Annotated in this window: 20 protein-coding genes; 8 read left to right on the top strand and 12 right to left on the bottom strand. The window is 65.8% G+C overall.

Translation table 11 applies throughout. The annotated features are described in order from the left end of the window. The first annotated feature begins 35 nt into the window (after positions 1-35). From ACQY6T_RS13625 to ACQY6T_RS13610, 4 genes are read left to right on the top strand one after another with little or no spacing between them, the layout of a single operon-like run. Positions 36-497, top strand: coding sequence for a hypothetical protein (locus ACQY6T_RS13625; protein ID WP_428631515.1), 462 nt, complete (start codon positions 36-38; stop codon positions 495-497). A gap of 34 nt (positions 498-531) precedes the next feature. Continuing rightward, positions 532-1,476 (top strand): bifunctional diaminohydroxyphosphoribosylaminopyrimidine deaminase/5-amino-6-(5-phosphoribosylamino)uracil reductase RibD, encoded by a 945-nt coding sequence (gene ribD, locus ACQY6T_RS13620; RefSeq protein ID WP_428632662.1) that lies wholly within the window; start codon positions 532-534, stop codon positions 1,474-1,476. An 8-nt stretch (positions 1,477-1,484) separates the two neighbouring features. Continuing rightward, entirely contained in the window at positions 1,485-2,099 is a 615-nt protein-coding gene (locus ACQY6T_RS13615; RefSeq protein ID WP_428631513.1) for a riboflavin synthase, read from the top strand. Next, positions 2,096-2,455 carry a hypothetical protein gene (locus ACQY6T_RS13610; protein WP_428631511.1) on the top strand — a complete coding sequence of 120 codons (360 nt, stop codon included), beginning with the start codon at positions 2,096-2,098 and terminating at the stop codon, positions 2,453-2,455. The genes ACQY6T_RS13615 and ACQY6T_RS13610 overlap by 4 nt, the downstream gene beginning before the upstream one ends. Positions 2,456-2,458: 3 nt before the next feature. Here the strand turns inward: ACQY6T_RS13610 and ACQY6T_RS13605 are convergent, their stop codons facing one another. Genes ACQY6T_RS13605 through ACQY6T_RS13580 form a run of 6 tightly spaced genes read right to left on the bottom strand, consistent with a single transcriptional unit; the run spans position 2,459 to position 7,268 of the window. Continuing rightward, positions 2,459-2,929, bottom strand: coding sequence for an MmcB family DNA repair protein (locus ACQY6T_RS13605; protein ID WP_428631508.1), 471 nt, complete (start codon positions 2,927-2,929; stop codon positions 2,459-2,461). A 15-nt stretch (positions 2,930-2,944) separates the two neighbouring features. Then, entirely contained in the window at positions 2,945-3,496 is a 552-nt protein-coding gene (ssb, locus tag ACQY6T_RS13600; protein WP_428631505.1) for a single-stranded DNA-binding protein, read from the bottom strand. Positions 3,497-3,527: 31 nt separating this feature from the next. After that, positions 3,528-5,396: a ferrous iron transporter B gene (gene feoB / locus ACQY6T_RS13595; RefSeq protein ID WP_428631503.1), complete on the bottom strand. Its 1,869-nt coding sequence runs from the start codon at positions 5,394-5,396 to the stop codon at positions 3,528-3,530. Then, positions 5,393-5,644 (bottom strand): FeoA family protein, encoded by a 252-nt coding sequence (locus ACQY6T_RS13590; protein ID WP_428631501.1) that lies wholly within the window; start codon positions 5,642-5,644, stop codon positions 5,393-5,395. The genes feoB and ACQY6T_RS13590 overlap by 4 nt, the downstream gene beginning before the upstream one ends. A 41-nt stretch (positions 5,645-5,685) precedes the next feature. Then, positions 5,686-6,351, bottom strand: a complete 666-nt coding sequence (locus tag ACQY6T_RS13585) for a COQ9 family protein (RefSeq protein ID WP_428631499.1) — start codon at positions 6,349-6,351, stop codon at positions 5,686-5,688. Between the two features lie 5 nt (positions 6,352-6,356). Beyond that, entirely contained in the window at positions 6,357-7,268 is a 912-nt protein-coding gene (locus ACQY6T_RS13580; RefSeq protein WP_428631496.1) for a DMT family transporter, read from the bottom strand. A gap of 112 nt (positions 7,269-7,380) precedes the next feature. On the opposite strand from ACQY6T_RS13580, the gene ACQY6T_RS13575 reads away from it, so the two are divergent. After that, positions 7,381-8,466 (top strand): alkene reductase, encoded by a 1,086-nt coding sequence (locus ACQY6T_RS13575; protein ID WP_428631494.1) that lies wholly within the window; start codon positions 7,381-7,383, stop codon positions 8,464-8,466. Between the two features lie 43 nt (positions 8,467-8,509). Here the strand turns inward: ACQY6T_RS13575 and ACQY6T_RS13570 are convergent, their stop codons facing one another. Genes ACQY6T_RS13570 through ACQY6T_RS13555 form a run of 4 tightly spaced genes read right to left on the bottom strand, consistent with a single transcriptional unit; the run spans position 8,510 to position 11,563 of the window. Beyond that, complete coding sequence (locus tag ACQY6T_RS13570) at positions 8,510-9,190, bottom strand: hypothetical protein (protein WP_428631493.1); 681 nt, start codon at positions 9,188-9,190, stop codon at positions 8,510-8,512. Then, entirely contained in the window at positions 9,183-9,608 is a 426-nt protein-coding gene (ribH, locus tag ACQY6T_RS13565) for a 6,7-dimethyl-8-ribityllumazine synthase (protein WP_428631491.1), read from the bottom strand. Before ribH ends, ACQY6T_RS13570 begins: the two co-directional genes overlap by 8 nt. Then, positions 9,608-10,885: a 3,4-dihydroxy-2-butanone-4-phosphate synthase gene (gene ribB, locus ACQY6T_RS13560; RefSeq protein WP_428631490.1), complete on the bottom strand. Its 1,278-nt coding sequence runs from the start codon at positions 10,883-10,885 to the stop codon at positions 9,608-9,610. Before ribB ends, ribH begins: the two co-directional genes overlap by 1 nt. A 57-nt stretch (positions 10,886-10,942) precedes the next feature. Further along, entirely contained in the window at positions 10,943-11,563 is a 621-nt protein-coding gene (locus ACQY6T_RS13555) for an ankyrin repeat domain-containing protein (protein WP_428631488.1), read from the bottom strand. 86 nt (positions 11,564-11,649) lie between these two features. On the opposite strand from ACQY6T_RS13555, the gene ACQY6T_RS13550 reads away from it, so the two are divergent. The 3 genes from ACQY6T_RS13550 to ACQY6T_RS13540 are packed head-to-tail and all read left to right on the top strand — an operon-like array spanning position 11,650 to position 13,449. After that, complete coding sequence (locus tag ACQY6T_RS13550) at positions 11,650-12,294, top strand: SCO family protein (RefSeq protein ID WP_428631487.1); 645 nt, start codon at positions 11,650-11,652, stop codon at positions 12,292-12,294. Next, on the top strand, positions 12,282-12,737 hold the full coding sequence (locus ACQY6T_RS13545) for a YcgN family cysteine cluster protein (RefSeq protein WP_428631485.1): 456 nt from the start codon (positions 12,282-12,284) through the stop codon (positions 12,735-12,737). Before ACQY6T_RS13550 ends, ACQY6T_RS13545 begins: the two co-directional genes overlap by 13 nt. After that, positions 12,718-13,449 carry a M48 family metallopeptidase gene (locus ACQY6T_RS13540; protein ID WP_428631483.1) on the top strand — a complete coding sequence of 244 codons (732 nt, stop codon included), beginning with the start codon at positions 12,718-12,720 and terminating at the stop codon, positions 13,447-13,449. Before ACQY6T_RS13545 ends, ACQY6T_RS13540 begins: the two co-directional genes overlap by 20 nt. Here ACQY6T_RS13540 and ACQY6T_RS13535 read toward each other — a convergent pair. Both ACQY6T_RS13535 and msrB read right to left on the bottom strand, forming a co-directional pair. Then, on the bottom strand, positions 13,446-15,620 hold the full coding sequence (locus ACQY6T_RS13535; RefSeq protein WP_428631481.1) for a transglycosylase domain-containing protein: 2,175 nt from the start codon (positions 15,618-15,620) through the stop codon (positions 13,446-13,448). The two genes, ACQY6T_RS13540 and ACQY6T_RS13535, sit on opposite strands and share 4 nt — an antisense overlap. A gap of 56 nt (positions 15,621-15,676) precedes the next feature. Then, on the bottom strand, positions 15,677-16,084 hold the full coding sequence (gene msrB / locus ACQY6T_RS13530) for a peptide-methionine (R)-S-oxide reductase MsrB (RefSeq protein ID WP_428631479.1): 408 nt from the start codon (positions 16,082-16,084) through the stop codon (positions 15,677-15,679). Positions 16,085-16,138: the final 54 nt, after the last annotated feature.

The following is a 16,138-nucleotide window of genomic DNA, read 5'->3' as shown; positions in this document are numbered from 1 at the left end:
ATTGCTTCGACATCGCCTAAATTGAGTGAATGGGAATGTTCAACACTGTCGATGTCACCGGCGGCCTGTCCGATTTCTGGGCCTATATCCGCGAACCGCGCCCGCATCGCTGGGCGATCTGGGGCGTCGCGATCACATTACCGATCGTGATTTTCTACGGATTTTCCGAACATCTGATCCCTTATGAGAAGCCGACGTCCAAGATCATCTATTTCGAAAACTGGACCCAAGATCGCAGCGCGGCACAGATTCGCGCCGACTGGGTGGCGCGCGCCAAGGAAACGACGCGCGCCAATGCCGAAAAGCGGGCCGAGTATCAGCGGCTTGCCGACGCCATGGGCGTCGAATATGATTCGACCGAAGCCGACAAAGTGACGCGGGAAACATTGGGCGAAGACGCCGCGGCGGCGGCGAAGCAGAAAAAGCCGGCGCCCGCCCAGCGCTCGACACTGGCCGAGCGCGCGGCGCGCGGGCCGCAATCTGAAACCGCCAACTAACCCGATGCACCGCGCGCCCGCCGATACCGATTGGATGGCGGTCGCCATCGCGCTGTCGCAGCGCGGCCGGCCGATGTCGGCGCCCAACCCTAATGTCGGTTGCTTGATCGTCAGCGATGGCGTCGTGGTCGCACGTGGCTGGACGCAGGCAGGTGGCCGCCCGCACGCCGAGGCCATCGCGCTGGTGCTGGCGGGTGATGCGGCGCGCGGCGCCACCGTCTATGTGACGCTCGAACCTTGCGCGCACGCCAGCCCGCGCGGACCGGCATGCAGCGACACGCTGATCGCTGCGGGCATCGCGCGCGTGGTTGTGGCGGCGCAGGATCCCGATGCCCGCACCGACGGCAAAGGCATCGCGCGCCTCCGTGCGGCGGGGATCGAGGTCATCGAGGGCGTTCTGCCCGTCGAGGCGCGCGCCGCGATGGCGCCTTGGTGGACGCGGCAAGCCGCAAGGCGGCCGTTCGTCACGCTCAAGCTCGCAACCTCGCTCGACGGCTGCATTGCGATGGCTGACGGGTCGAGCCGCTGGATAACCGGCGATCGCGCCCGCGCGCACGGCCACCTCGAACGCGCGCGCCATCAGGCGATTCTCGTCGGGCGCGGCACGCTGGCGGCCGACAATCCCCGGCTCGATGTACGACTGGCGGGATTGGAGGATCGCAGCCCGAAGAAGCTGCTGCTGACCTCGGGCAAAGCGCCCGAAGGCTGGCGCGCGGTTGCTTCGCCCGAAGCGATCGACGATGTCGATTCGGTGCTGGTCGAGGGCGGCGCCAGCACGGCGTCAGCCTTCGCCGCCGCCGATCGCGTCGACCGCCTGCTCCTTTACCGCGCCCCGATCCTGATTGGCGGCGGCAAGCCTGCGCTGGGCGACATTGGCCTCACCGACCTTGCCGACGCACACCGCCGTTGGCGCCTGACCGACAGCCGCATGCTTGGCAGCGACCGGCTCGACGTTTACGAGCGGGTCAGAGAAGGATAAGCGGCCCTATGTTTACCGGCATCATCACCGACATCGGCACCGTCCGCACGCGCGAGGATCGCGGCGATACGCGGCTGATCATCGGCACCGCTTACGACGTCGGCACCATCGACCTCGGCGCCTCGATCGCCTGTTCGGGCGCGTGTCTGACCGTCGTCGACAAGGGGCGCGACGATGCGGGCGACTGGTTCGCGATCGACGCAAGCGCTGAAACGCTCGCCTGCACCGCGCCGGGGATGTGGGACGCGGGCCGCCGCCTCAACCTTGAGCGCGCGCTGAAAGTCGGCGATGAGCTTGGCGGGCATATCGTCACTGGGCATGTCGATGCCGTCGGACAGGTCGTGTCGGTGACGCCCGTCGGCGATAGCTGGGGCCTGGTCATATCGGCCCCCGCATCGCTCGCGCCGCATATCGCGGCCAAGGGCTCGATCACCGTCGAGGGTATCTCGCTGACCGTCAATGATGTCACCGACCAGCCCGATGGCAGTGCGCATTTCACCCTTAACATCATCCCCCACACCCGCGCGATGACGACATTCAACGAAGCGGTTGCGGGGCGGCCGGTCAATCTGGAGATCGATATTCTCGCGCGCTATCTCGCGCGGATGCAGGCGCGGGGATGATCGCAGACGGCGCCCCCGGGCCCCGCCCGAAGCGCTGGCGCTATGCGGTGTGGCTGGCGGCGGTCGTCCTTTTCCTGCTGAACTTCCTGCGTCTTGGGATCGATCTTTTCAGCATCGCGCTGACGGCAATTGTCGTCGCCCTCGGGTTCGCCATCGACCATGTCGAAACGTACAGTCGGCGTCCGCTCAAGAACTTCCTGCGGGTGGTCCTGGCATCGTTCGCCCTCGCCCTGGTCCTGATCGTCATGCCGGTGATGATGGGCGCGGGGCTGTGGATCGGCCTTATCCTTTGGACCGCGCTGTCAGGCGCTGCGCTGGTCTGGTGTGTCTATTATGAGCGCACCGAGCTGCTCTAAAGCTCAGCCCTCGAGCCACCCCGCCGCGAGTTCAGGATCCGCCGCTACCATCGCCCGCCGCATCGCGATGCGCCCGATCCGTAGCAGTTCGGCCTTGCGACGCGCAGGGGCGAGGTTGCAGCTTGTGGCTTCGCGCACGATCGCGGCGCCATAGCGGTCGGCGACGATCAGTCCCGATGTCTCGCGGCGATAGCCCTCGGTCTCGAGGATTGCGGGGTCCAGCCCCGATGCCAGCGCCCAGTAAAAATTGTCGCACCAATCGCAATAGTCGGGCCATTTGCCGTCGCCATGCAGGTCGGCACGGCTGACCTTGATCTCGACGATGGTGATATTGCCCTTGGCGTCGATCGCGGTGAGGTCGGTGCGCCGCCCATTGGGCAGCGGCACTTCGGGGATTGCGACCAGCCCCGCCTGCGCGAACAGGCGGCACACGCCGCGCGCGACATCCGCGGCGGTGATCAGGTCGCTCGCCATTGCCTCAAACTATCGTCAGAACGGGACGTCGTCGTCCAAATCGTCGTCGAAGGGCGGACGTCCGCCGCCCGATCCGCCGCTGCCGCCGCCGGACGATCCGCCCGAACCGCCGCCCTGGTTCCAGCCGCCACCCGAGCCCCCGCTCGACCCGCCGCCATTGCCCCAGCTATCCTCGCCGCCACCGCCGCGCGATCCGCCGCCACCGCCGCCGCCCGGAGCGCCGTCGAGCATGGTCAGCGCGCCGCCGATCCCGGCGATCACGACTTCGGTGGTATATTTGTCGTTGCCATCGCGGTCCTGCCATTTGCGCGTCCGCAGGCTGCCCTCGATATATACTTTCGAGCCCTTTTTCAGGTAGCGCTCGACTACGCCGACCAGCCCTTCGCCGTTGATCACGACATTATGCCATTCGGTGCGCTCTTTCTTTTCGCCGGTCATCCGGTCTTTCCAGTTTTCCGACGTCGCGATGCGGATATTGGCGATCTTGCCGCCATTCTGGAACGACTTGATTTCCGGATCGGCGCCGAGGTTGCCGATCAAAATTACCTTGTTGACGCTGCCAGCCATGCCGCTCCGCTCCGCTAGAAAATGGGAAGGATCAGCCTAGTCCAAAGGCGACGGCTGTCCAGTAAGTGATTCCAGCAGCGACATAGGCGAGCAGGAACAAATAGCCAACCATGAAGAGAGGCCATTTCCATCCGTTTGTCTCGCGCCGGGTGATCGCGATCGTCGAAATGCACTGCGGCGCAAACACGAACCACGCGAGGAACGCGAGCGCGGTGGCGATGCTCCAGCGACCTTGCAGGCGTTCGCTCAGCGATTGCGCCATCGCGTCCTCGTCATCGCCCGCGTCGATCGCATTGGCGGTGGCGAGCGCCGCGACCGCAACTTCGCGCGCCGCCATTGCGGGGATCAGTGCGAGTGCGATATCATGGTTGAACCCGATCGGTTTGACGACGACTTCCAGCCCGCTCGCGATGCGGCCAGCGATGCTGTAGTCCACTTGGCTGTCGCTGTGCCCCTCGGGTACCTTCGGATAGCTCAGCAGCAGCCACAGCACGATGGTGGTGGCAAAGATGATCGTGCCCGCACGGCGCAGGAAGATCCACGCCCGCTGCCACAGCGCGATGCCGACGTCTTTCAGCCGCGGCATCTGGTACCGCGGCATTTCCATCATGAACCCGGCGGCCGTGCCTTTGGCCAGGGTCCGCCGCAGCACCAGCGCGACGAGCAGCGCGCCGACGATGCCCGACACATACAGGCCGAACAGCACCAGCCCCTGCAAACCAACCGGCGATCCGCCGACGGTGCGGTTCGGGATGAAGGCGCCAATGATCAGCGTATAGACCGGCAACCGCGCCGAACAGGTCATCAGCGGCGCGATCAATATCGTCGTCAGGCGGTCCTTCGCATCGGGAATGGCGCGCGTCGCCATGATGCCCGGCACCGCGCAGGCGAAACTCGACAGCAGCGGGATGAAGCCGCGCCCCGACAACCCGACTTTCGCCATGATGCCGTCCATCAGGAACGCGGCGCGGGTCATGTAGCCCGTGGCCTCGAGCACCAAGATGAAGAGGAACAGGATCAGGATCTGCGGCAGAAAGACGATCACCGACCCGACCCCGCCCAAGATGCCCTCGATGATCATGCCGCGCAGGAAGCCGTCGGGCAGCGCCGCGGTCACCATGTCCTGCAGCGCGGCAATACCACCCTCGATCCAGCCGATCGGCGCTTCGGACCAAGCGTAAACCCCTTGGAACATGATGAACATCAACCCGATCAGGATGATGAACCCAGCGATGGGATGAAGCACGACGGCATCGACGCGCCCGGTCCAGCGGCGCACCGGGGTTTCGGCGAGGGTCGTGGCGCGGGCGATGGCGCGGGCGCGCTGATGGAGCGCGGCGTCGTTGGGCGCCGGGCTGGCGACCGCGGGGGCCGCCTTTGGCGCGCCGATCACGCCATCAATCGCGGCGAGCAATTCGGTCAGCCCGCGCTTCCGCACCGCGACCGTCGGTACCACCGGCACGCCCAGTTCGCGCGACAAGATTGCGGGATCCAACGTCAGCCCGTCGCGCTCCGCCAGATCGAGCATATTGAGTGCCACGACCGTCGGTAGCCCAAGCGCGATCAGTTCGAGCGCGAAGCAGAGATGATTGTCGAGGTTGGCGGCATCGACGACGATGATCAGCGCGTCGGGCTGGCGCTCGCCTTCCTGTTTCCCCAATATCACATCGCGCGTCACCGCCTCGTCGGGGCTCGCGGGGATCAGGCTGTAACTGCCGGGCAGGTCGACCAGCGACATCGAGCGGCCGTCGGCAAAGCTCGCATGGCCGGCTTTGCGCTCGACGGTAACGCCGGGATAATTGGCGATCTTTTGCCGCGCGCCGGTCAAGGCATTGAACAGGCTCGATTTGCCGGCGTTGGGGTTACCGACCAGCGCGATAGTGGGAACGGCACCGGTCATGGCGCGATACCCTCGACCGAAATCATCGCCGCCTGCCGTGCACGGATGATCACTTGCATCCGCCCGACCGACAGCGCCAGCGGGTCGCGCGAAAACAGGCTCCCGCGGTGCAGCGGGGTGATCTCGACGCCCTCCATCAATCCGAACTCGCGCAGCCGCCGACCTTCGTCATCGGACATGGCGGGCCAGTCGATGCGGGATATGCGGACAGCAACGCCCAGCGGGACGGAATCGAGCCTTGGGTTCATTTGCTAGCGATTATCAATACCAACTGGGAAGCGCCAGTTCTTTATCGCCCCGGGTAGCGCAGCCGTCCTATAAAACGGGCAAGGCTGGGGCGCTCCATGCTGCGCGACGCGCGGCGATACTTCCAGCTTTCAAAGCGCATGACTTGGTCGATGCGGCGTGCCAGAAAAGCGCGGGTATCCGCAAAGCCGTCGCTCTCGTCGTTCAGGAACACCGCCATCGTCGAGGCATAGACCGCGCCGAGGATCGCGCGTTTGCTGTAGTGATTATAATCGGTCGCAGTGTCGCCTGCGAGGCGCCACATGATGTCGGCGGCGCGCCAACCGAATTTGGCAGCATGCGGCGCGTTGGTCGGCAAGGCGAGCAGCGCCAGCGCGCGTCGCAGCGATTCGCGCTCGCGCGCGAGCAGATCAATGCGTGTCTCGACCAGCGTTGTGATGCGGTCACGAATTTTGAGCGTTGCCAATTTGTCGGCGGGCCATTGGGCCGCCATGCGCGCATCGATATCGGCGAACCAGGCATCGACCATGTCGCGCCCGCCGCCCGGAAAGGCGAGCCGCGCCACATCGGGGTCGACGGCGGCGCGGCGCGCGGCATCATCCAGCGCCGCGGCGCTGAAACCGTCGAACGCCGCCGACTGCGCGATCAGCGGCGCGAGAGCGGCGCGAATCTCGTCGAGGGTTGGGTCGGCAGGAAGGATCGAAGCCATGACCGTCAGATAGGCGCTGTTCGGCGGCTCGGCAACCGGATCAGCACCAGCGCCGCGCCGACCAGCATCCCGCCGAAAATATCGATCGGACCGAGCATCTCGCCAAACATCAGCCATCCCGCAAGCGCAGCGACCGCGGGCTGAACAAGCAGCGTCAACCCGATCACGAGCGGCGAGAAACGCGGCAGCGACCAGGTCATGAGCCCCTGCCCGATGATCTGGCTGGTCAGCGCGAGCAAGATCAGCGGGGTCCAGTTGTGCGGCGTAATCTGTTCACCGAGCGCCAGCGCGATGCCGAGCAGGATCGGGACGCAGACGATCGACGAGATAGAAAGCGCCGTCCAGGGCTCGAGCGTTCCGCGAACGCGCAGCATCAGCAGGACATAGACGGTGTAGAGCACCCCCGCGAGCAAGCTGAGCAAGTCACCGATCAGGAAGGCGGGGGAGAGTTCGTAACTTTGCCCCATCAACAGCGCCGACCCGGCGAAGGCGAGCAGGATCGCTACCGCCTGCCAACCGCGCGGCCAGCGGCGCGCGAGGAAAATGCCCCAGATCACCAGCAACAGGCTGGCGCAATTGCCGAACAGGGTCGCGTTGGCGACCTTGGTCTGGAGAATACCGATATGCCAAGCCGCGAGGTCGAGCGCGAAAAAGATGCCCGCGGCGCTGGCGACGAGGATCGCCGGCCGCGGGGGCAACCGCGCGCCGCTCTCGCGCCACGCCAGTGCGAGCAGGAAGGGGAGCGCGATCGTCATCCGCCAGAAGGCCGACGCCGTCGGCCCGGTATCGGCAAGGCGGACGAGCATCGCGCCGATCGACAGCGAGACGTTGCCGGCAAGCAGCGCGACAAAGGCCCAGCGTCCCGTGACCGGCGCCGTGCCCTGTTTCCCGTCGAGGCTTTCGATCTTGGCTGTCATTTAGATTTTCTTTTGATACTCACCATTGTGCAGGCACCGCGGCATCCATAGCTTGCGGGCCATAGCGGTGGCCCGATCGGTCGTCGCGCGGAATTTAGGACGTGGAGGATTTATGGCCGTATCGCTTTTAGACCCGATCAAGCTGGGCGCCATCGCGGCGCCGAACCGCATCATCATGGCGCCGCTGACCCGCGGCCGCGCCGGCCCCGGTTTCGTTCCCACCGAACTTGCGGTCGAATATTATCGCCAGCGCGCGTCGTCGGGCCTGATCATTTCGGAAGCGACCGGTATTTCGCAGGAAGGCCTGGGGTGGCCGTCGGCGCCTGGGCTATGGACCGACGCGCAGGTCGAAGGCTGGAAACCGGTGACCGACGCCGTTCACGCGGCTGGCGGGCGCATCGTCGCGCAGCTGTGGCACATGGGCCGCCTGGTCCATTCGGTGTTCAACGATGGCAAGCCGCCGGTGTCGGCTTCGGCAACGCAAGGCGAGGGCCGGGCGCATACGCCGGTCGGTCGCCGCGATCTCGAAGTCGCGCGCCCGCTTGAGCTTGCAGAGATTCCGCGCCTGATCGCCGATTACGCCAAGGCCGCCGAGAATGCGAAGCGCGCCGGCTTCGATGGGGTCCAGCTCCACGGCGCCAACGGCTATCTGATCGACCAGTTCCTGCGCGACAACAGCAATTTGCGCGATGACGATTATGGCGGTTCGGTCGAAAACCGTATCCGCCTGCTGCGCGAAGCCACCGAAGCGCTGATCGGCATCTGGGGCGCCGACCGCGTCTCGGTCCGTCTGTCGCCCAATGGCAGTTCGCAGGGCGTCGACGACAGCAATCCGGAACCCCTGTTCACCGCCGCCGCCGCCGCGCTCGATGCGCTGGGTATCGGCTTCCTCGAACTGCGCGAACCCGGTCCTGACGGCACCTTCGGCAGCACCGACGTTCCAAAGCAGTCACCCGCGATTCGTCAGGTGTTCAAGGGGCCGTTGATCCTCAACAGCGACTACGACCTGGCCAAGGCCGAGGCCGCACTGGAAAGCGGGCTGGCCGACGCAATCGCCTTTGGCCGGCCCTATATCGGCAATCCCGATCTGGTCGAACGCATCCAGAGCGGCGCCGAATGGTCGGCCGACAATCCGCAGACCTGGTATTCGGCGGGCGCCGAAGGCTACACCGACTATCCGGCGCTGGTGAACGCGTAACGGGCTCGAATCCTCCCTGTCGCAACGCGATGGGGGGGATCCGCTAGCCGTTTTCGGCAAGCGCCTTGTCGACAATGCCCGCGCCGATCGGCCCCAATATGTTGCCGCCGAAGCGGAACAGCAGGAAACCGCCGACGAAGAAAACGACCGGCTCGATGAACAGCGCCGCGATCGCCGCAATCGCCACGACAAAGAACAGGGTGACGAAACTGCTGCTCAGCACCTTTTGACCCTTGGCCCCCAGCTCGATCGTGCGCGGGCCTTTTGCATCCCACCATTTGCCGGTGACGATCGTCTTGCGCCCGCCGCCGGCGGCCTGCGGCGCGGGGCGGCTCGCGGCCTGTGTCGGCGCCTGATTGGATTTGAGCGCCGGGCGGTCGGTGGGCTGCGAGTTCCACGGCCGCTTGTTCCGCGCGGCGACTGCGGCGGCCATCCGGTCATTGCTCGTCGGTTTCGGGGGCGTTGCGGCCGGCTTCGTCGCTTGTTGGACAGGCGCGGGCCGTGCGCTCAGCCCCGATTCGGCGCGGGCGGCCGCCGACATGTCGGGCGCGCTGGCGTTGCTCGTCCGTGCGGGCCGGATCGGTTCGATACCCAGCTTGCGGTCGTGAAGGTCCATGCGCTCGGCGGCGCTTAGCGGGGTCTGGCCGGTTTCCTTGTCGATCACCACCAGCCGACCGCCGCGCTCGACGACGGAAAAACGGCTGGGGGGTGGGCGATCAACCAATGCCGAATTGTTCCTTCAGGGCCAGCATGGCGAGCGCGGCCTTTGCCGCTTCGCCGCCCTTATCCTTGCGCGTCTTGTCGGCGCGCGCAAGCGCCTGTTCGTCATTCTCGACCGTGAGGATGCCGTTGCCGATCGCGACACCGTCGAGCGTCAGCGCCATGATGCCGCGCGCGCTTTCATTCGACACGACCTCGAAATGATAGGTTTCGCCGCGGATCACCACCCCGAGCGCGACAAAGGCGTCATAGCGACCGGTATCGACGGCGAGCGAGATCGCCGCCGGAACCTCGAGCGCGCCTGGAACGGTCACCGTCTCATGACTATGCCCACCAGCCTCGAGCGCGCTGCGCACGCCGTCGAGCAGCATGTCGTTGAGCTGCGAATAGAAACGGGCTTCGACGATCAATACATGCGCCATTATGCGGCCTCCCCGGGGATTGAGCGTTCGCCGACGACCGACAGGCCATAGCCCTCCAGCCCGACAAGATTGTTGTGTGATGGGGTCAGCAACTCCATCGCGTGGACGCCCAGGTCGGCGAGGATCTGGGCGCCGATGCCGTACGTGCGCAGGTCCATGCCGCCAGTGGGCGGCGGGATTTCGTCGGCGGCCGTCGATCCGGGCAACGGGCGCATCAGCATGACGATGACACCCGAACCGGCTTCGCCGACAGCTTCCATCGAGCGTTGCAGGCGCCGCTTCTTTGGCCCCGGGCGCCCCATAATATCGTCGAAGATCGACACCGGGTGCATGCGGACCAGCGTTACCCCGTCGGGATCGACCGGGCCTTTTTGCAGCACCAGATTGATGCTGCCGTCGATCTTGTTGCGATAGGATTTCAGCCGCCAGTCGCCGCCATAATCCGATTCGAACGGTTCGTCGGACACACATTCGACCAACCGGTCGTTGCGGTGGCGGTACGCGATCAGATCAGCGATCGTGCCAATCTTCAGCCCATGGCGCCGCGCGAAGGGGACCAGATCGTCGAGCCGCGCCATGGACCCGTCGTCGTTCATGATCTCGCAGATCACGCCCGACGGGTTGAGTCCAGCGAGCCGAGCGATGTCGACCGACGCTTCGGTATGGCCGGCGCGCACCAGGACGCCGCCGTCGCGCGCGATCAAGGGGAAGACATGGCCGGGGGTGACGATGTCGTCGCGACCTTTGCTGGCGTCGATTGCGACCGACACGGTGCGGGCGCGGTCGGCGGCAGAAATGCCGGTGGTCACCCCTTCGCGCGCCTCGACCGACGTGGTGAAGGCGGTTTCGTGCCGGGTGCCGTTCTGGCGGCTCATCAATTCGAGCCCGAGCTGGTCGACGCGCGCCTTGGTCAGGGTCAGGCAGATCAGCCCCCGGCCGTGGGTCGCCATGAAATTGACCGCGTCGGGGGTCGCCATCTGCGCCGGGATGACCAGGTCGCCCTCATTTTCGCGATCCTCGTCGTCGACCAGAATGAACATGCGGCCGTTGCGCGCCTCGGCGATGATTTCTTCGGGCGTCGCCATCGGTGACAGGTCGCTGCCGTGCGCAATCCAGTCTTCCAGCTTGCGCAAGGTTTCGGCGGTCGGATTCCAGCCGGGCGAATCGAGGTCGCGCAGGCTGTTGGCATGAAGACCTGCAGCGCGCGCGAGGCCAGAGCGGGACATGCTGCCGTCGTCGACGATGGAGCGGATGCGATCGATCAGTTGTGTGGACATGACAAGGCAGTCTCACACTGTGATGTGAATGTCAATCACGATATCACATTGTACTGATCAATTGGGGCCGAAGCTTGGCCCCAGATCGCGGGCTGGCCCATCGGTTTTCGCCTCGAGGATGGCGACGATCTGTCCCGTGCGGTCGTCGCGCTTGGCATAGCCGCGCGCGCTCATGCCGGTGGCGTGGTCCGCCTTGTCAGGGTTGGCGCCGCGCCGGACAAGCAGGCGGACCATCGCAACATTTTTGGTCTGCACCGCGAGGATCAACGCGGTTTCGCCGCGCCGGTTGGTCTGGTCGACCGGTGCCTTGTCGTCCAGCAATGCCTCGGCGCCGTCGGTCATGTTGAGCAACGCGGCGTGCATCAGCGGCGTCATGCCCTGTTTGTCGCCGATCGTCGGATCTGCATCCTTGCCCAGCAGCCAGCGCAACCACGTGGCGTCGCGGCGTTTGGTCACGATGATCAGCGCGGTCTCGCCGGTGTCGGGATGCTTGGTGTTGATCAGCGACGCATCGCCCTTCAACGCATCGGTCGCTTTGGTCCCGTCGCGGCCGTCGACCGCCTGCAGAAAGGCAAAGCCGCCGCGGAACTGCGCCCACGCCGGACTGTGAGCAAGGCCTGCGACCGCGACGACAGCGAGGAGGAGGAAGGCGAGGCGGAACTCCGCGCGTCGAAACATGATCTGGGTGACCCTTGGCAAGAACCGGCGCGGCGTCGCGACGAGAATGGTTGATTTTCACGAGCTAGCCGACCAAGGCTGGCCTCATGATGAATATCGCGAATATGGGACAAAAGCTTGCCCGCGCAAGCCTGATCGTTGCTTTGGGCACGATGCTGACGGGATGCAATGGTGCCGCCGAAGCGCCGCCGGCCGCCCCGCCGCTCGAAGGCGCGCGCATCGGCGGTCCCTTCACCCTGACCGATCAGGACGGCCGGACGGTCCGCGACAGTGATTTTGCCGGGCAATATCGGCTTGTCTATTTCGGCTACAGCTTTTGCCCCGACATCTGTCCGGTCGATCTGCAAAAACTGATGCGCGGCCTGGCGCAGTTCGAAAAATCCGATCCCGCCCGCGGTGCCAAGGTTGCGCCTTTGTTTATAACCGTCGATCCCGCCCGCGACACCCCCGCGGCGCTCAAGCCGTTCGTGGCGCGCTATCATCCGCGCCTGCTCGGGCTGACCGGCACCCCCGAACAGATTGCCACCGTCGCGAAGGCCTATGTCGTGACCTATCACAAGGTCGATGGTTCGGCCCCCGATCGCTATCTGATGGCGCACAGCCAGCTCGCCTTTCTGATGGATCCGGCGGGCAAGCCGCTTGCGCTGTTGCCGCTCGACGACCCTTCAACCGAGGGCGATGAAGGCGCGCCCGCCGCGGTCGCCGCCGATCTGGCGAAATGGGTCAAGTGACCGGAGCGGCGGCGCCACGCCCCTTTTGGGAAGCGCCGCTCGCCAGTCTCGACGCGGGCCAGTGGGAGGCGTTGTGCGACGGCTGCGGCAAATGCTGCCTGCACAAGATCGAGGATGAGGATACGGGCCGGATATATCCGACCAACGTTGCGTGCCGCCTGCTCGATCTCGCGACCGCGCGCTGCGGCGATTACAAGCATCGCCGCCGCCACGTTCCCGATTGCCTGACGCTGACCAAGGCCAAGGTCGCCGATATCGAATGGCTGCCGCAGACATGCGCTTACCGCCTGCGCGCCGAGGGTGAACCTTTGCCCGAATGGCATTATCTGGTCTGCGGCGACCGCGATGCCGTTCACCGCGTCGGCCAGTCGATCGCCGGCTGGACGGTCAGCGAGAATCTCGCCGGGCCGCTGGAAAATCACCTTGTCGAACGCGTGGTTTGATTCGCGCGCTGAGGCGCCGCACATCTGGGTCGGCGATGACGCGTGGCCGGTGCGCGTCGTCCAGCATGCCCAATCGCGGCGATACCGGCTGGTCTTCGATGCGGCGCGCGGCCAGTTGCGGCTAACCGTCCCGCGCCGGACCAATGTCCGCGCCGCGCTGAAATGGGCCAGCGAGCAACAGGCATGGCTGGCCGAACAGGTCGGCAAGGCGGCATTGCCGGTGATCGTCGGTCCCGGCGCGTCGGTGCCGTTTCTTGGCATCGATCGCCGGATCGAATGGGATCAGGCGGCGCCGCGCGCGATCGCCGTCGTACCCGGGGCGCTGCGCGTCGGCGGCCCTGCTGAAACGGTCGGGCGCCGGGTCGAGCGCTGGTTGAAAGGGCAGGCGCTCACCCTGATGGAACGCGAGAGCCGCGCGCTGGCGGCGCACGCCGGGTTAGCGGTCGGCCGCGTCGGGGTCGGCGATCCGCGCAGCCGCTGGGGCAGCTGCACCCATGACGGTGATCTGCGCTACAGCTGGCGGCTCGTGATGGCGCCCGACCATGTCCGGCGCGCGACGGTGGCGCACGAGGTCGCGCATCTGGAACATATGGATCATGGCCCGGCTTTTCATGCGCTTGTCGACGCGCTGCACGACGGCGACGTCGCTGCGGCGCGCGCGTGGCTCCGCCGCGAAGGGCGCGGTCTCCACCGCTACCGCTTCGCCGCTTAACCTTCGTCGATATCGGGAGGTTGGGGGCGGGTTGCCGGGACTTTGACGACCGGCGGCGCCCCTTTCGGCGTCGCCCCATTTTTGGGCGCCGCGCCGCTGTCGTTCGGACCCCGTCGCCCGGTCTGTTCTTCGATCCACTGCTGATTCAGCACCGGGCCATCTTCTGGCGGCGGCGGTGCAGCCTCTTCGGGTGGACGCATATCATAAGGCAATTCGATCGGCATACCATTGTCATCGACCAGCCCGCCCTCGCCAGGCTCGCCCATATAGGCCTCGCCTTCGTCCTCTAGCTGCCAGTCGGGAAGCTTGACGTCGGTGTCGAACGCCTCGACCGGGCGCCGCGCCACCGCAACGCGCATATAATCGGCAAACGCCTGCGCGGGTGCGCGGCCGCCCTGCAGCCCGCCAACCGCCTTGGCATCGTCGCGGCCCATCCACACGCCCGTCGTCAGCCCGCTCGAAAAGCCCAGGAACCAGCCGTCCTTGTTGCTCGTCGTCGTGCCGGTCTTGCCCGCGACGGGGCGGCCGATCTGCGCGGCGCGGCCGGTACCGGTGTTGACCGCGGTTTGCAGCAGGTCGGTGATTCCCGCGGCAACCCAATTATCGACCAGCACCTGGCCGCGCTCGGCGGGTCGCTGATAAAGCAGGCGGCCGTCCGCAGTCGTCACCTTGGTGATTCCATAGGGTTGTACGGACACCCCACCGCGCGACACCGCAGCAAAGGCGGCAGTCATATCGATCACCCGCACTTCGGCGCTGCCCAGCACCATCGACGGGTGGGTGTTGATCGGGGTGGTGATACCGAACCGCCGCGCCATGTTGGCGACCGATGAAAAGCCGACTTCGTCGCCCAGCTTCGCCGCAACGGTGTTGACCGAATAGGCAAAGGCGCTGCGCAAATCCATCGCGCCAGCGAATCGCCCCGACGAGTTGCGCGGCGACCAGCCGTTGATCGTCACCGGTTCGTCGACCACCGGATCGTCAACCTTATACCCGGCCTCGAGCGCTGCCATATAGACGAACAGCTTCCACGCCGATCCTGGCTGACGCATCGCCTGTGTCGCGCGGTTGTAGTTCGACGTCACATAGTCGGTGCCGCCGACCATCGCGCGTACCGCGCCGTCGCGGTCGAGCGACACCAGCGCGCCCTGCACCCCGCGCGGGGTGTTCGCCTGGATCGATGCGGTCGCGGCGCGCTGCATGCCCAGGTCGATGGTGGTGTAAACGTCGAGGGCTTCGCTGCCCTCGTCGATCAGCAGATCGAGCTGCGGCAGCGCCCAGTCGCTGAAATAGCGCGCGCTGTTCTGTCCGGTTTCCTGCGCCAGCTTGACGTCGGCGGGCTTGGCGCTGTCGGCCTGGCTCTGGGTGATCACCCCGGCGTCGACCATCACGCTCAGCACGACCCCGGCGCGGCCGAGCGCGGCGCTGGCATCGGCGGTCGGCGAATAGCGCGACGGCGCCTTGACCAGTCCCGCGACCACTGCGGCCTCGGACAGCGACATTTCGGTCGCGCTATGGCCAAAAAAGCGGCGCGAAGCCGCATCGATGCCATAGCTGCCGCCGCCGAAATAAACCTTGTTCAGATAGAGTTCGAGGATCTCGTCCTTCGAAAACTTCCATTCGAGCGCCAGCGAAAGGATCATTTCGCGCGCCTTGCGGCGGAAGTCATAGCTGTTCGACAGAAATACGTTGCGCGCCAGTTGCTGGGTGATCGTCGACGCGCCTTGCAGACGCCGCCCGCTGCCGCGATTTTTCACTGCGACCGCCGCCGCGCGCGCCATTCCCACCGGATCGAGCCCGGGGTGATAACGAAAGCGCCGGTCCTCGACCGCGACCATCGCGTCCTGCATCACCTGCGGCGTTTCGCGCAGCGTCAGCCAGCGACCGTAATTCGGGCCGATCGACAAAAAGACCGTGCCATCGGCGGCGCGGACGCGGATCGTCTGGCCGGCCGGCGATTTTTTGAGTTCTTCGAAGCTCGGCATGCGCTGCACGGCGATGCCGACCGCCACCGCCAGAGCGACAAGGCCAACGACAGCGAGTCCCAAGCCCCAGCGAAACAGCCGCCGTACCCAGACACGAAAGCGCGACGGCGCGTCGTCGGACGTGCCGCTGCGCTTGCTGGACGATGACGAATTATTCGACGAAGCCTGCTTTCTTTCGCGGCGCAAAGCCCGTGTTCCTTCCCTCGCGTCGCCCCTGATGCGTCAAACCGGTGCGGCTGGTCTCAACCTTCGCCGGTCTCAGCCTCTTCCGGTGCGCGACCCTCGAAGTCAAGCGCTGCACTGTTGATGCAATAGCGCAGCCCCGTCGGCCCGGGACCGTCGGGGAAGACATGGCCCAGATGGCCCTCGCATTTTGCACAGCGCACTTCGGTGCGGACCATGCCGTGGCTGCTGTCGGTGAGTTCAGCCACCGCGCTGCCTTCGGCGGGCGCCGTATAGCTCGGCCAGCCGGAGCCGCTGTCATATTTGGTGCGACTGTCGAACAATGGCTCGCCGCACCCGGCGCAGCGGTACATACCATCGCCCTTATGGTCGGTGTATTTACCGGTGAAGGCGCGTTCGGTGCCGCCTTCGCGCAGCACATGGTGCGCCATCGGGTCGAGCGGTTTGTCGGTGTTCGGGTCGGTCATGATGGATTTCTCCTAAAGCCGGGGCCGATCGTCGGCGGCGCAGCGGTGACTGAC

The sequence above is a fragment of the Sphingopyxis sp. genome, from assembly GCF_965279725.1.
GTDB lineage: Bacteria > Pseudomonadota > Alphaproteobacteria > Sphingomonadales > Sphingomonadaceae > Sphingopyxis.
This window is presented reverse-complemented; position numbering and strand designations above follow the sequence as displayed.